Genomic DNA, 14,812 nt, shown 5'->3' with positions numbered 1-14,812 from the left:
AAACGCTCTTATTATTTATTAAGAGCGTCAATATACCTAAGCTGAGCCAAGATGCCCAGCCTGCTTTGTTAACTTAAGCTATACCAAGCAAAAACCACCATAGGCAATGCTAACAATGCCATTATCATAGGTACTTTAAGCGCTTTGGTTTGCTTAGCTTGTAAAATCTTAAGGGCATTTGTTTCATTACATGCCGCTACTTTGTCTATATAAAAATACCCTGAATCTAGGTACTGTTTACAATTTTGTTCGTCCGCTGGAATTGCAATTAGTTCTTGTTGTTTTTTTAGGATATAGAAATCCATACGCTCACCGAATTCTATGCTGATTACCAAACATTTTGGGGTTTAAAATGCATGCTTCGCAGACCCCAAAATCAAAAAAGTGGGCGATTTTAAATACAAATGGCAGTAAATTTCAATAGCAAATGTCGCAAAATTTAATTTATTGCAAAAATAATGGCAATTAAGGATAAAATTACCAGTGCAGTTGGGTAAATTAGCCACTTTTTAGACCCATTTACACTAGGGTTCGTGCGAGATAATGCATCTGACTCATCACAAGCTGCAATCACTTCGACAAATTCAAATCCACGTTCTTTGTACTCGTTTAGAATTGATTCTTGAGCAGGAATGGCTGCTAAACGAGAGTCTTTTTTTACAATATAAAACTTCATCTAATCACCCTTTCATCATTAACTAGAATTTAAGCAGAGTATCTACTTATCAACTGTAATACTTTGGGATGAATTAGTGCTGAACTAAAATTAACCAGTGTTTTGTAAAGGGGGTTTACATGGTGTTAATCAAGGCAATTTTTTTGTGAAAAATAGGTCTTCATTAAAACATCGAATACTACCCGAAAAATCCCGCACTTTATCGTTATTTTATTGCAACTTTGTTAGCAGTTTGCGATGGTACGCTGGCAAATTAATTACAGGATTAACAATGAAAAAAGCAGTTCTCAAATTGAGTGCTTTGGTATTGCCTTTAGCAGTATCTTCAGCTGTGATGGCGTCATCTGTTGAGCAAACTAAAGGCTCATTCGTTGACAAGTTCCGTCAGCTAGATGAAGCACTCCCAACCCCAAATGTTTACCGCAGTGCCGCAGGGGCACCCGCTGAAAATTATTGGCAACAGCAAGTAAACTACGACATCGATGTAAAGCTTGATGAAAAGAAACGCCGCTTAACAGCAAGCCAAACTATCGAATACAAAAATAACTCGCCGCACACCTTAAAATATCTTTGGTTACAACTAGACCAAAATATCTTTAAATCTGACTCAATTGCTGAAATGACATCTACTTTCAATGGTAAAACATTGCAAGGTGACCCTCAGCCAAAATCAACTAAATTGAGTCTAGGTCAGTTACGTCGTCAGCAATTCATGGCCGACAACGAGCTGGGTTATCAAATCGCCAATGTTAAAGACGAAGACGGAAAAGAGCTTAAAGTTACTGTAGTAGATACCTTAATGCGTATCGACTTAAACGAGCCGCTTAAACCGGGTAAAGACGTTGAGTTCAGCATGGACTTCGCCTTTAACATTGTTGAAGAAGACGCCGTTGGTGCACGTTCAGGTTATGAGCACTTTGAAGAAGATGGTAACGATATCTTCTTATTAGCGCAGTGGTTCCCTCGTCTTGCTGCATACACTGACTATGAAGCCTGGACTAACAAAGCTTTCTTAGGCAGCGGTGAGTTTACGCTTGAGTTTGGTGATTATGATGTAGAAATTACAGTACCTGCTGATCACATCGTATCGGCAACGGGTCAACTTGATAACGCTCGCAGTGTTTTAACCAGCACACAGCGTAAGCGTCTTGAGCAAGCTGAAGATGCTAAGCGCCCTGTTTTCATCGTGACTGAAGAAGAAGCGTTAGAAAACGAGAAAGAAGGCACAGACAAAACAAAAACATGGCACTTTAAAGCTGAAAATGTACGTGACTTTGCATGGGCTTCTTCACGTAAATTTATGTGGGATGCAAAAGGCTATCATCAAGGTGGTAAAGATCAGCCGTTAGTAATGGCGATGTCTTTCTACCCGAAAGAAGGTGGCGACCTGTGGAAAAAGTACTCTACTGAAGCTGTTGTTCATACAATGGAAGTGTATTCTCGCTTCTCGTTTGACTACCCTTACCCTGTGGCTCAGTCTGTAAATGGTCCTGTAGGTGGTATGGAATATCCAATGATCACCTTCAATGGCCCGCGTACTGATTTACAAGACGACGGTACACGTACTTACTCACAAGCAGAAAAGCGTTTCTTAATCGGCGTTGTTATCCACGAAGTAGGTCACATTTACTTCCCTATGGTGGTTAACTCTGATGAACGTCAATGGACGTGGATGGATGAAGGTCTTAACAGCTTCTTAGATGGTGTTGCTGGTCGTGAATGGGACCACACAATTCCTTGGGGTGTTGAGCCTCGCGATGTTGTTGCATACATGAAGTCTGAAAACCAAGTGCCGGTTATGACACAGTCAGACAGCGTATTACGTTTAGGCCCTAATGCTTATACTAAGCCTGCTGCTGCACTTAACATTTTACGTGAAGTGATCCTTGGCCGTGAGTTATTCGACTTTGCATTTAAAGAATATGCACAGCGTTGGAAGTACAAGCGCCCTACTCCTGCTGATTTCTTTCGCACTATGGAAGAAGCATCAGGTGTTGACCTTGATTGGTTCTGGCGTGGTTGGTTCTACACTACAGATCACGTTGATATCTCTCTAGACAAGGTTTACCAACTTCGTTTAGATACCAAAAACCCTGATATCGACTTTAATCGTTTACGTGATATCGAAGCTGACAAGCCAATGCCGTTATTCGTAAAACGGAATAAAGAAGAAGGCAAAAAATTGTGGGTTGAAGAAAACCCCGACGTAACTGACTTCTACGACGAAAACGACCGTTTCACAGTAACTAACAAAGAGCGCAACGCGTATAACAAATTCCTTAAGGGTTTAGAGCCTTGGGAACGTAAAACGTTTGAGCGTGCAATCAAAGAAGATAAAAACTACTACGTACTTGAGTTCTCAAACTTAGGTGGCTTAGTCATGCCTATCTTACTTGAGCTTACTTATGAAGATGGTACGAAAGAAGAGCAGTACATTCCGGCTGAAATCTGGCGTCGTAACCACAAGCATGTACAAAAGCTAATTGTTACAGAAAAAGGTAAAAACCTAGTGTCTGTTACAGTCGATCCACGCTGGGAAACAGCGGATGTTGATGTAGAAAACAACAACTACCCGCGTCGCATTATTCCATCACGCATTGAAGTGTACAAACGTGAGAAGAGTAAAGCGAAAGTTAGCCGCGATATCATGCAAGATATTAAAACTGAGCTGAAAAAAGACGACGATAAAGATGCCCAGGAGCAACAATAATGCGCTTTGCAGCCATTATTTTTGCTTTATTACTGAGTGCGCCAAGCATGGCGCACCAGTTAAAAGCGTCTGTGACTACCGTGTTATTTAACAAACGCACTAACAACATAGAGCTGATGCATCGTTTTTATTTACATGATACAGAACACGCCGTTGAACATTTGTTTGACGGCAATGCTGATATCTTAAGTAATAAAGAAGATCAAAAGCGTTTTGCTGATTATGTTGAGTCACATATTGCTCTACAAACTTTAGGTGGCAAACCACTTGAACTTAAAGATGTGGGTGCGCAAGTTGATGGTAAATTCTTTTGGGTTTATCAAGAAGTCACGATACCTGAGGGAATTCATGGCATTCGTATGAGCAACGGAGCACTTCGTGATCTATGGCCAGCACAAGTGAATATGGTAAATATTGAAGGCAAAGGAAAGGTAAAAACACTGACCTTTAGTCAAGATGATACCTGGCTTGAGGCAAGGTTTGAGTCGATCAATCCAGAGTAATTCCAATCCTAAAGGATTAAAAAAGTTCCTTTTTTAATCCTTTGATCCTTTAATTAACCCATTTCGTAAACTATCTTATTAATGGGCTTCAAAATTTTCCCAATTCTCATATACAGGGATTTATATGACTATCCATGACAACAATATCCGTGGTGTAATCTTTGACTTAGATGGTACTTTGGTTTCATCAGAGTTGGATTTTTCGCTTATCAAAGCGCAGGTAGGCTGTCCTGTTGAGAATGACTTACTTGCTTATATTGCATCATTACCTTCGCCTTACATGCGTGAAGAGGCGATGAACATAGTTCATCAGCATGAACTCATAGATGCACAACACGCTCATTTATTGCCAGGTGTTGCTGATGCAATTACTAGGCTTAAAGAAAATAACATCCCGATGGCGATTGTAACTCGTAACTACGACCGTGCAGCTGCTATTAAATTAAAGAATAACCCTTTACCAATAGAAACTGTGCTGACTCGCTCTGATGCGCCAGCTAAGCCTGATCCAAGTGCTTTAAATGCTATTGCGACATTATGGGAACTTGATCAATCAGAGTTACTTTATGTTGGCGATTACTTATTTGATATTCAGGCTGCACATAATGCCAATATGCGTGCTTGCTTGTACGCGCCAGATGAAATTCCTGAGTATGCGAATCAGGCCGATTATGTAATGCATCATTTTTCAGAACTACCTACTTTGGTTGACTCATTCCAAGAAAATAAGGTGTTATGTTAAATAGCCTTGTTTTTAATTTTTCCTGAGTAATTGTTAGTTTTTTATTTTTCAAAATGTCCTAGTACTAGCCCAAGCCGTCATGAGTTGCTAAAATATCGGCAATTATCAAATGTATTCATAGAGGCATAAGATGGGCAGAGCATTTGAAGTCCGCAAAAACGCCATGGCTAAAACAGCCAATGCAAAAACTAAAGTAAATTCTAAGTACGGTAAAGAAATCTACGTTGTTGCTAAAAATGGCGAACCAGATCCAGAAGTTAACCAAGCGCTAAAACGTATTATTGAGCGTGCAAAAAAAGACCAAGTTCCAGCACACGTAATCGATAATGCAATCAAAAAAGCAGCCGGTGGAGCAGGGGAAGACTATTCTCCAGCACGTTACGAAGGCTATGGCCCTGGTAACTGTATGGTAATTGTAGACTGTTTAACTGATAACCCTAACCGTACTATCAAAGATGTACGTTTACCGTTCACTAAAACAGATTCAAAAATTGGCACACCGGGTTGCGTTGCGCATATGTTCGATCACTTAGCTGTTTTAGGCTTTGAAGGTGATGACGACGAAGTTGTACTTGAAGCGCTAATGATGGCTGATGTAGACGTAACGGATGTAGAAGTAGAAGATGGCAAAGTGTCAGTTTTCGCTCCACATACAGAGTACTACAAAGCAAAAACTGCTCTTGAAGAAGCATTTGAAGGTATTAACTTTGAAGTAGACGAAATCACGTTTGTTCCACAAGTTCATACTGACATCACTGATCCAGATGATATCGCAAACTTTGAAAAGTTTATTTCGATGCTTGATGACTGTGATGACGTGCAAAACGTTTATCACAATGCGGTTGTAAAAAACTAATTTTTAAAGAATTAGTACGTAAAAAGGGGCATTTGGTAACAAATGCCCCTTTTTTAATAGATTTTTATTATGCCATGAATGGTGGCTATTCACTGTCGTTATGAGTTTAATAAAAAAAGCAGCCCTAGGGCTGCTATGAACGACACATGAAACTCGAAGGGGAGTTGTGTAGTGGCTAATTTAACGACTTATACTTTATACGGAACGCATGCAATAATGGTTCAGTATAGCCACTAGGTTGTTTAACTCCCTCTAATACAAGGGCTAAAGCTGCTTGATAAGCAACGCTTTGTGCTAAAGTTTCGGCTGAATCAGCCATATTATTGTAGGCCGGATCACCTTCATTTTGACCATCAACAACTTTCGCCATGCGTGCCATGGTTTTTCTAATTTGCTCTTCAGAACAAACGCCATGATATAGCCAGTTGGCCATGTGCTGGCTTGAAATACGCAGTGTGGCACGGTCTTCCATCAAGCCTACATGGTTGATGTCTGGTACTTTTGAGCAACCAATACCTTGGTCAATCCAACGCACAACATAACCTAAAATACCCTGTGCGTTGTTATCAAGTTCGGCTTGAATATCTTCTTTGCTTAAGCTGCTGGCATCTTTCATAAGCGGTGGAGTGAGCAAGCTGGTAAGGCTTGCTTCTTTGCGGTCCATAAGCGCTTTTTGACAAGCAAATACATCAATATCGTGATAATGCATAGCATGCAGTGTTGCAGCAGTAGGAGAGGGCACCCACGCGGTATTTGCACCACTTTTCGGGTGACCACTTTTTTGTTCCATCATTAACGCCATTTTATCTGGCATTGGCCACATGCCTTTACCAATCTGTGCTTTACCACTAAGGCCTGTTGCAAGACCAATATCTACGTTGCGGTCTTCGTATGCGCTGATCCAAGGCTCAAGTTTAATAGCGCCTTTTGGCAGTACTACACCTGCTTGCATTGAAGTATGAATTTCGTCACCAGTGCGGTCTAAGAAGCCGGTATTGATGAATACAACACGCTTTTTAGCTTCGAAAATACAGGCTTTTAAGTTAGCTGATGTACGGCGTTCTTCATCCATAATACCCATTTTAATGGTGTTTGCTGGTAAGCCTAACAACTGCTCCACACGCGTAAATAGAGTATTTGTAAATGCCACTTCTTCTGGGCCATGCATTTTTGGTTTAACAATATTAATGCTATTAGCTGTTGAATTTTTAAGGCTGCTTGTACCTTTTAAGTCATGAAGTGCTGCAGTGCTGGTGATAATGGCATCCATAATGCCCTCAAACACGTCATTGCCTTCACTATCTTGGATAGCTGGGTTAGTCATTAAGTGGCCAACATTACGCACAAACATCATGCTACGACCTTTTAGCGTGATTGTTTCACCATTTAAAGCTTGGTATTGGCGGTCTTGTGCTAAACGGCGCTCAATGGTTTTACCGCCTTTGTTAAATGCTTCTACAAGATTTCCTTGCATTAAACCAAGCCAGTTTTGATAAACGTTTACTTTGTCTTCGGCATCAACGGCAGCAACCGAATCTTCACAGTCCATAATCGTTGTAAGGGCTGCTTCTAGTAGTACATCTTTAAGGCCTGCTTTATCTGCTTGGCCGATTGGGTGATGATGGTCAATTTGCAGCTCTACATGTAAGCCATTATTTTTCAATAAGATAGCGCTTGGGTTTTGCGCTTCACCTTGGTAGCCAATAAGCTGTTCAGGGTTTGCTAAACGAACCTGACTGCTGTCACGTAATGTGATTAAGAGCTCATTATTTACCACCGAATAGCTAGTGCTTTCTATGTGTGAGCCATTTGCTAAAGGCAATGCTTTATCGAGGAACTGGCGGGCATAAGCCATCACTTTAAAGCCACGTACAGGGTTGTATGTAGAGCCTTTCTCAGCGCCGTCGTCTTCACTCAACACATCAGTGCCGTATAGCGCATCATACAAAGAGCCCCAGCGAGCATTTGCTGCATTTAAGGCAAAGCGTGCATTGCTTACTGGCACAACAAGCTGCGGCCCTGCAGTGCTTGCGATTTCAGGCTCTACTTGGTCTGTTTCTATGCTGAAGCTAGCTGGCTCAGGAACGAGGTAGCCAATGTCTTCAAGGAATGCTTGATAGTTAGTTGCATCCCATACCGGCTGCTGCTTATGGTAGTCATCAATCTTAGCTTGTAGTTGTTCGCGTTTTTCTAAAAGCGCACGATTGATTGGCGTTAGTTCATTGACGATATCAGCAAAACCTTGCCAAAAGGTGTCTGTGCTAATGCCTGTTCCAGGTAAAAGTTGCTGTTCAACAAACTGTGCAAGTTGTTGATCAACGCTTAAACCGTTAAGTGAGAGAGTGGTCATAATAATGTCCTTTAAACGAGCTTAATTTGATCATTCATGATTCAACCATATCGTAAAAAAGGCTAATAAGCAGGCTATTTGCCATTCACTAAAAATATAGTGGCAATAACAACTATAAATTTACTAAATCCAAAAAATCCGCCTAATGTTGAATTAAGCGCTACGAAGCAAACGCCAAGTAGCCACTCTCACTAACAAAAAATAGATAACCCGTTCGAAGGATTTTTATTATGACAACATATCAACGCGAAACCGATAACCTAGCTACTTTATGTCAAACACAAGGCAAAACGTGGCAGTCAATCAACCCTGAATACGCAAGCCGTATGCGCTTACAAAACCGTTTTCGTACGGGTCTAGACATTGCTCAATACACTGCAGACATTATGCGTGCAGACATGGCAGCCTATGATGCTGACCACAGCCAATACACACAATCATTAGGTTGTTGGCATGGTTTCACTGCACAGCAAATGATGATGGCAATTAAACGTCATAACAAAACAACTAAACGCAGCTATGTTTACCTAAGTGGCTGGATGGTTGCGGCACTTCGCTCTGAGTTTGGTCCATTACCAGACCAAAGTATGCATGAAAAAACATCTGTTCCAGCGCTAATCGAAGAAATCTACACTTTCTTAAAGCAAGCTGATGCACGTGAACTTGACCACCTTTACAAAGACCTAGACGAAGCGAAAGCAAACGGTGGTGATGTTCAAGCTGTACTAAATAAAATCGATAACTTCGAAAGCCATGTTGTGCCAATTATTGCTGATATCGATGCGGGTTTCGGTAACGAAGAAGCAACTTACCTACTTGCTAAAAAGATGATTGAAGCGGGTGCATGTGCTATCCAAATCGAGAACCAAGTATCTGACGCAAAACAATGTGGTCACCAAGCCGGTAAAGTAACTGTACCGCATGAAGATTTCTTAGCAAAAATTAATGCAGTTCGTTACGCATTCTTAGAGCTTGGTATTGATAACGGTATTATCGTTGCACGTACTGATTCATTAGGTGCAAGCCTTACTCAAAAAGTGCCTGTATCTAAAACACCTGGCGACCTTGCTAGCCAATACACATCGTTCCTTGAAACAACACCAGTAAACAGTGTAGATGACTTAAATGAAGGCGACACAGCAATGAAGCTGAATGGTCAGCTTTGCAAACCAACACGTTTAGATAATGGTTTATACCAGTTCCGTGAAGGCACAGAGAAAGACCGCGTAGTTCTAGACTGTGTAACTAGCTTACAATCAGGTGCAGACTTACTGTGGATTGAAACAGAAAAGCCAAACGTTAAACAAATCGCTGAGCTTGTAAACCGCGTTAAAGAGCAAGTACCCAATGCTAAGCTGGTATACAACAACTCACCGTCGTTCAACTGGACACTTAAATTCCGTGAGCAAGTATATGCTGAGTGGCAAGAACAAGGTAAAGACCTATCTGCTTACCCAAGCATCGATGACAACAAAGCATTAATGGCGCCAGAAATGGATGACACAGAGCTTGCAGCGGCAGCAGACGTACTTGTACAAAACTTCCAAAAAGATGGTGCACGTGAAGCGGGTATCTTCCATCACCTAATCACGCTACCAACTTACCATACAGCGGCGCTAAGCACTGATATTCTATCAGAAGGCTATTTCGGCGACCTAGGTATGCTAGCGTATGTTCGCGACGTACAACGTCAAGAAATCCGCCGTGAGCAAGCATCAGTGAAACACCAAGACCTAGCAGGTTCTAACATTGGTGATACTCATAAAGAGTACTTCTCTGGTGAAAATGCGCTTAAAGCCGGTGGTGAAGCAAATACCATGAACCAGTTCTAACCAAGTTGTAATTTCCTTTATAGCTATTCAATAATGTTGTTAGGGGCCTTCGGGCCCTTTTTCATTTGTAGCCATCAGCCATCAGCCATCAGCCATCAGCCATCAGCCATCAGCCATCAGCCATCAGCCATCAGCCATCAGCCATCAGCCATCAGCCGTCAGACTCGCAACTCGCACCTCGCAGTTCGCATCTCGCATCTCGCAGTTCGCATCTCGCACCTCGGATCACTCTTTAACCAAGTCTTGGATCAGCCATTTACTAGCTTTATAAAAATACAGATCACGCATTTACCAGCCTAAGGATTTTAGATCAGGATTTAACTACCTTCGTGTTATAAGCCTTAATTTAGGGCTTATTGGCAGAGCACAGCCTCTAGAATGGCTAAAATTAGGTCATATAAACGGCAATTTAATGCTGTTTTGTAAAATATTGTGATTTACAAACCGATTTTTTATTAACTCACCCAAGCTATAAACCGATTTTTTACCAACTCAACATCCTCACAAACCAAAATTTTACTAACTGAAGCTAGGTTTTTAGCGGCACAAACCGATTTTTTACTAACTCAAGTTACTGATTTTGGCTATAAACCGATTTTTTACTAACTGCTTTTGGATTAATGTCCGATATTTGAAAAATGTATGTAAGGAGTTACTCACATTTTGACTGTAAAGGGGGTTTACAGAAAAAGAGAGCTATCAGCTTTCAGCCGTCAGCTATCAGATTGAAATTTTAAAGTTAGAAAGGGGAAAGTTAGAAAGTAGCAGCGGGTTTACCCCGCGTTATAGTTTTACTAAATGACGCGGCATAAAGCCGCTGCTACAGGTAAGCGTGAAACTATTTTATGTTTTGTGTATGGCGCGGCATAAAGCCGCACCTAAACTATTGCTCGCAACTCGCAACTCGCAACTCGCAACTACTTACTATGTTTATCAAACCACCATTGAATATAGGCTACTTTGGTCATCAGGTTTGATGGGCGCGCGGTAATACCATGTGAGGCATTAGGAATACGCACCATCGCTGTATCAACACCTTGTAGCTTTAACGCTTGGTAAAACTGCTCGGTTTCAGAAATCGGCGTACGATAGTCTGATTCACCGGTTAACAGCATAGTTGGTGTTTTTACATTGCCCACATAGCTAATAGGTGAGCGCTTCATATAATGTTCAATATTGTCCCATGGTTTACCTGGGAACCAATAGTCAGCAAAGAAAGGGTAGAAGTCAGCAGTTAGTACAAAGCTGATCCAATTGATAACAGGTTTAGCAACAACAGCTGCTGCAAAGCGGTCTGTATGACCCACAATCCATGCAGTTAAAACACCACCACCTGAGCCGCCGGTAACAAACAACTTACTCTCGTCAATAAAGCCCTTATTGATGACAGCATCAACACCTGTCATTAAGTCATCAAAGTCATTACTTGGGTAGTTATGATGAATTGTTTGCGCAAATTCTTTGCCGTATGAATCACTGCCGCGCGGGTTCATATAAAGCACAACATTACCTTTGGCTGCGTATAATTGTACTTCAGGGCTAAAGTGAGGGCCGTAGTTTGCAACAGGACCGCCGTGGATCTCTAAAACAAGTGGGTACTTTTTGTTTTTATCAAAGCCCGGTGGGTAAGCAATCCAACCTTGAATAGCCAAGCCATCGTGGCTTGATTTAACCCAAATTTCTTCAACCTTAGCCAGCTCTTTGTCGCCCAGTGCATCTTCGTTTAATTGTGTTAAACGCGCCGTTTTACCACGCTTAATTAATGCTACATCAGCTGGACGCTGGGTATCTGCAAGTGTGAATGCAACTTCACCATCTTCGCTCACATCAAAGTCACCACCTGAATATGGGCGACCAAAGGCGACGCTCCCAATCTCTGAGGTAATTACCTTATGTTTACCACTACGCGGCTGGTAAGCTAGGTGTGTTTTGCCTTCGCTATCGTAGCTAAAATAAAGACCTCTGCCGCTATCATCCCATTTTATATCTTCGACACTACGGTCTAAATCAGCAGTGAGTACTGAGGTTTTTCCTGATTTCAAATCAAGTAAATAAATGTCGCTGTTTTCATAGTTAGTCTTTTTGTCGTCATAGCCTTTGTATGCCAGATAACGACCATTTGGCGAGACTTTTGGGCGTGAATCTGGGCCTTTACGGTCTGTTATTTGGGTAATTGAGCGATCCGCTAAGCTAAGTTTATAGATTTCAGATTCAGTTGGGTGTAATTCATTATCTTCATAACGATTAGCCGAAAAATAAAACGCATCGCCTTTTTCGTTAAAGCTAATAGCACCACCATGATCAAAATCACCAGCGCTCAATTGACGTGCATTGCCGCCCGTTGCACTGATGATAAAAAAGTGACGATAACCTTTTTCAGAGTAGCCACCGCCATCGGCACGGTAAAAGGTATCGTCAATATATTTAGCTGGCTCTGCCCACTTAGCGCCTTCAGGCTTACCCGGTAAAGATACTGGGCTTGCTGATTTTGCTGGCACAAACTGGCTAAACACCAATTGTTTACCATCTGGCGTCCAAGTTAATCCGCCAGGGCTTTGCGTTAGGTTACTAATTTTTGCTACGTTACCGGTTTTTAACCATTTTACATAGATTTGGCTGCTACCATCTCGGGTAGAAATAAACGCTAAACGAGTTTCATCTGGTGACAATACCGGAGAGTAATCCATATGCACGCCAGACGTTAGCGGTAGCATGGTTTTACCATCTGGGTTTACTGACCAAATATTACTGACTTTACGGTCGCTTTTGATATCCATGCGATTACGCACAAAGTAAATTGTATCGCCATTTTTTGTCATTTCTATTTGGTTGGCGTATTCAAGATCAAAAACATTTTCAAGTTGAAAGGTATTGCTAGCTCCTGCATGGCTGTAAAAGCTGGCTGCTGCAAGCAGTGCTAAAGACGTTTTAAACTTCATTTTATTTCCTTGTTAGTGAGCAGAAATTAGGGCGTGTTAACCTGTTATAAAGTAACAACCATCAGAAATATAGTCCATTGCGATGAATGGAGAAATCAATAGACAGATGGTCATTTCCATTTTATGTTGAGTACAGACACTTTTAAACGTAAGGAGCACACAATGATAGGTTACATAATGTTAGGCACTAACAACCTAGCTAAAGCAGTAAAGTATTACGATGAATTGTTCGCCACTCTAAACGCCGAGCGCTTTTTAGAAACTGACCGCTTTGTCGCATGGAGCACAGGTCAAGATAAGCCCGGTTTTGCGGTTACCAAACCTTATAACGATGAAAAAGCCACTGTAGGTAACGGCACTATGATTGCTCTAGCTGTTGAAACCCCAGCCCAAGTAGATGCCTTTTATAAAAAAGCCATAGAACTAGGTGGCACAGACGAAGGCGCTCCCGGCCCACGCGAAATGCCTGGCTTTTATGCGGGATACTTTAGAGACCTAGACGGTAACAAACTTAATGTGTTTTGTTTTACGCATGGGTAAAGAAAGTTAGCAAGGGGAAAGTTAGAAAGAGTAAAGTTAGAAAGAGTAAAGTTAGAAAGAGTAAAGTTAGAAAGAGTAAAGTGAATAGGCGCTAGGCTCTAGGAAACAGGGCCTAGCTTATGTAGCTTTATGCCGCGTAACTCTTAACTTTACTTTGGCTCTATGCTTACATGGCGTGCCAGTAACATCGTGTAATATCTGGCAACTTCTATTCTACATTCAGTAAGCAAAGTCCTTTATTCGATATTTTAAACTCGATACCTGAAGAGCTGGGGCCGTATATAATGGGCTAGAAACAAATAGCAGAGGACTGGGATATATATCATGTGTTTATTAACAAAGAGGTGGGTTGATGTATAAGCAGAGTGATATCAAATCATTAAGTTGGCAAGAGCATGTTATTCAGAGAAGCAATTTGTATTTTGGTACTAATGGACCTTGTCCAAAAGTTATTTCTGCAAATATAGCTGAGGGTGCATTAATTTTAGGGGCTGAATCAGTTGAAATAAAGAAAGTTGCTAAGTTTTGGTGCATTTGTGCAAATTTTGATTGGCTAAACGCTAAAAATGAAAATGGTGTTTATGGGGCTAAGATATTTAATCAATTTTGCCCATTCCAGGAGGCTGGTTCAAATTCTATTCGTTTTGAATGTATGGCATTTTTATTTTCTAAAACACTGATCCTTTTAAGTAAAAATGATGTAACGTTAATTAAAGGGACTGAGGATGATTTAGAACTTTTTACTAATACTTTAAGTCAGCTAAAATATAACGAAGTAGTCATTGCTTTTGAGTTTTCACCTGAATAGAGAAACATCAAAAAAATCGACTGTTAATTGTGAATCTGTTTCAAGCACTAACTAGAACAATAGATCTCATGGTAAGCAAAGCGAACTTTTTAGAAAACGCGCTAAAGCACGACCTACAAGTCGCAAAAAGTCGCGCGAAATAAATTTCACGCCTACAAGAAAATCGTGGGGTTATCGTAAGTAGAGATGGGGGAGCTGTTGTTAGGCGCTAAAGCACCCCCTTCCTCACATCTCGGCCCTCGCGCCTTAAAAACACTCACCACTCCAAAGTTGTATTTATTTTAGGAAATAGTTGTCTTTTTCACTATTTATTGGTGGAAATATCAACTATGCTTTTGCGTGAATACTTTATTGTATTGATTTATATGAGGTTATATTGTTGGTTCGATAATTGCTCCAGTCTTTTTACCAACACTTTTAAAGGAAATAAAAATGAAAAATACGCTAACCCTTACCCTTCTTGCTGTACTGCTTTTGGTTCTGTATTCACAGTTTACAGAATTAGCCTATAAATTTGGTTTTGCTGAGCTCAAACTAAATGCGGTTTTGGAAAACAGTGAACATATGAAAGTAAAGTGTGATGCATACTCACTAGGCTTTTTTGATGAAATAAAACTTCAAAATAAATTTCAAAAATGCATCAATGATTATGAAGCTGAAGGCTACGAAATCGTGAGCAGAACAGACCAATAATCGTTTTGAGTAAGCGCCATGCTCGCATGGCGCGCCGCTGCATCGCACAACTGCCAGCGCTTCGCGCGAAATAAATTTCACGCCTACAAAAACTGATGGCTGACGGCTGAAAGCTGACAGCTAGTTCCCCTACCAACTTCCGCTTATTTTCATTACACTGCTC

General features: G+C 41.0%; 12 protein-coding genes. 8 read left to right on the top strand and 4 right to left on the bottom strand.

Going from position 1 to position 14,812, the window contains the following annotated elements; genetic code table 11:
* Positions 1 to 68: 68 nt before the first annotated feature.
* Together AADY36_RS18190 and AADY36_RS18185 are read right to left on the bottom strand one after the other, a co-directional pair.
* Positions 69 to 305, bottom strand: a complete 237-nt coding sequence (locus AADY36_RS18190) for a hypothetical protein (protein WP_054553375.1) — start codon at positions 303 to 305, stop codon at positions 69 to 71.
* A 134-nt stretch (positions 306 to 439) separates the two neighbouring features.
* The gene (locus tag AADY36_RS18185; RefSeq protein ID WP_054563150.1) at positions 440 to 676 is read right to left on the bottom strand and encodes a hypothetical protein; all 237 of its coding nucleotides are present in this window, start codon (positions 674 to 676) and stop codon (positions 440 to 442) included.
* Between the two features lie 271 nt (positions 677 to 947).
* On the opposite strand from AADY36_RS18185, the gene AADY36_RS18180 reads away from it, so the two are divergent.
* The 4 genes from AADY36_RS18180 to AADY36_RS18165 all read left to right on the top strand — a co-directional run bounded on the left by AADY36_RS18180 (position 948) and on the right by AADY36_RS18165 (position 5,487).
* A complete protein-coding gene (locus AADY36_RS18180; protein WP_055198914.1) occupies positions 948 to 3,386 on the top strand; it encodes a M1 family metallopeptidase in 2,439 nt (812 codons plus the stop codon).
* A complete protein-coding gene (locus tag AADY36_RS18175) occupies positions 3,386 to 3,889 on the top strand; it encodes a DUF6702 family protein (protein WP_054563152.1) in 504 nt (167 codons plus the stop codon). Before AADY36_RS18180 ends, AADY36_RS18175 begins: the two co-directional genes overlap by 1 nt.
* 124 nt (positions 3,890 to 4,013) lie before the next feature.
* Positions 4,014 to 4,631: an HAD family hydrolase gene (locus tag AADY36_RS18170; protein WP_054563153.1), complete on the top strand. Its 618-nt coding sequence runs from the start codon at positions 4,014 to 4,016 to the stop codon at positions 4,629 to 4,631.
* 130 nt (positions 4,632 to 4,761) lie between these two features.
* Positions 4,762 to 5,487: a YebC/PmpR family DNA-binding transcriptional regulator gene (locus AADY36_RS18165; RefSeq protein WP_054563154.1), complete on the top strand. Its 726-nt coding sequence runs from the start codon at positions 4,762 to 4,764 to the stop codon at positions 5,485 to 5,487.
* A 175-nt stretch (positions 5,488 to 5,662) separates the two neighbouring features.
* Here the strand turns inward: AADY36_RS18165 and AADY36_RS18160 are convergent, their stop codons facing one another.
* Positions 5,663 to 7,837 (bottom strand): malate synthase G, encoded by a 2,175-nt coding sequence (locus tag AADY36_RS18160; RefSeq protein WP_446728745.1) that lies wholly within the window; start codon positions 7,835 to 7,837, stop codon positions 5,663 to 5,665.
* A gap of 230 nt (positions 7,838 to 8,067) precedes the next feature.
* Between AADY36_RS18160 and AADY36_RS18155 the strand changes: the two genes are divergently transcribed.
* A complete protein-coding gene (locus tag AADY36_RS18155; protein ID WP_054563156.1) occupies positions 8,068 to 9,669 on the top strand; it encodes an isocitrate lyase in 1,602 nt (533 codons plus the stop codon).
* A 917-nt stretch (positions 9,670 to 10,586) separates the two neighbouring features.
* Here AADY36_RS18155 and AADY36_RS18150 read toward each other — a convergent pair.
* Positions 10,587 to 12,608 (bottom strand): S9 family peptidase, encoded by a 2,022-nt coding sequence (locus AADY36_RS18150; RefSeq protein WP_342409420.1) that lies wholly within the window; start codon positions 12,606 to 12,608, stop codon positions 10,587 to 10,589.
* Between the two features lie 162 nt (positions 12,609 to 12,770).
* On the opposite strand from AADY36_RS18150, the gene AADY36_RS18145 reads away from it, so the two are divergent.
* The 3 genes from AADY36_RS18145 (at position 12,771) to AADY36_RS18135 (ending at position 14,649) form a co-directional block, all read left to right on the top strand.
* Positions 12,771 to 13,148 (top strand): VOC family protein, encoded by a 378-nt coding sequence (locus tag AADY36_RS18145; RefSeq protein ID WP_054563159.1) that lies wholly within the window; start codon positions 12,771 to 12,773, stop codon positions 13,146 to 13,148.
* A gap of 352 nt (positions 13,149 to 13,500) precedes the next feature.
* On the top strand, positions 13,501 to 13,956 hold the full coding sequence (locus tag AADY36_RS18140) for a hypothetical protein (protein WP_055021765.1): 456 nt from the start codon (positions 13,501 to 13,503) through the stop codon (positions 13,954 to 13,956).
* A gap of 432 nt (positions 13,957 to 14,388) precedes the next feature.
* Positions 14,389 to 14,649, top strand: coding sequence for a hypothetical protein (locus AADY36_RS18135; RefSeq protein WP_054553385.1), 261 nt, complete (start codon positions 14,389 to 14,391; stop codon positions 14,647 to 14,649).
* Positions 14,650 to 14,812: the final 163 nt, after the last annotated feature.

The organism is Pseudoalteromonas sp. D15MCD-2 (assembly GCF_038562745.1).
Taxonomy (GTDB): domain Bacteria; phylum Pseudomonadota; class Gammaproteobacteria; order Enterobacterales; family Alteromonadaceae; genus Pseudoalteromonas.
This window is presented reverse-complemented; position numbering and strand designations above follow the sequence as displayed.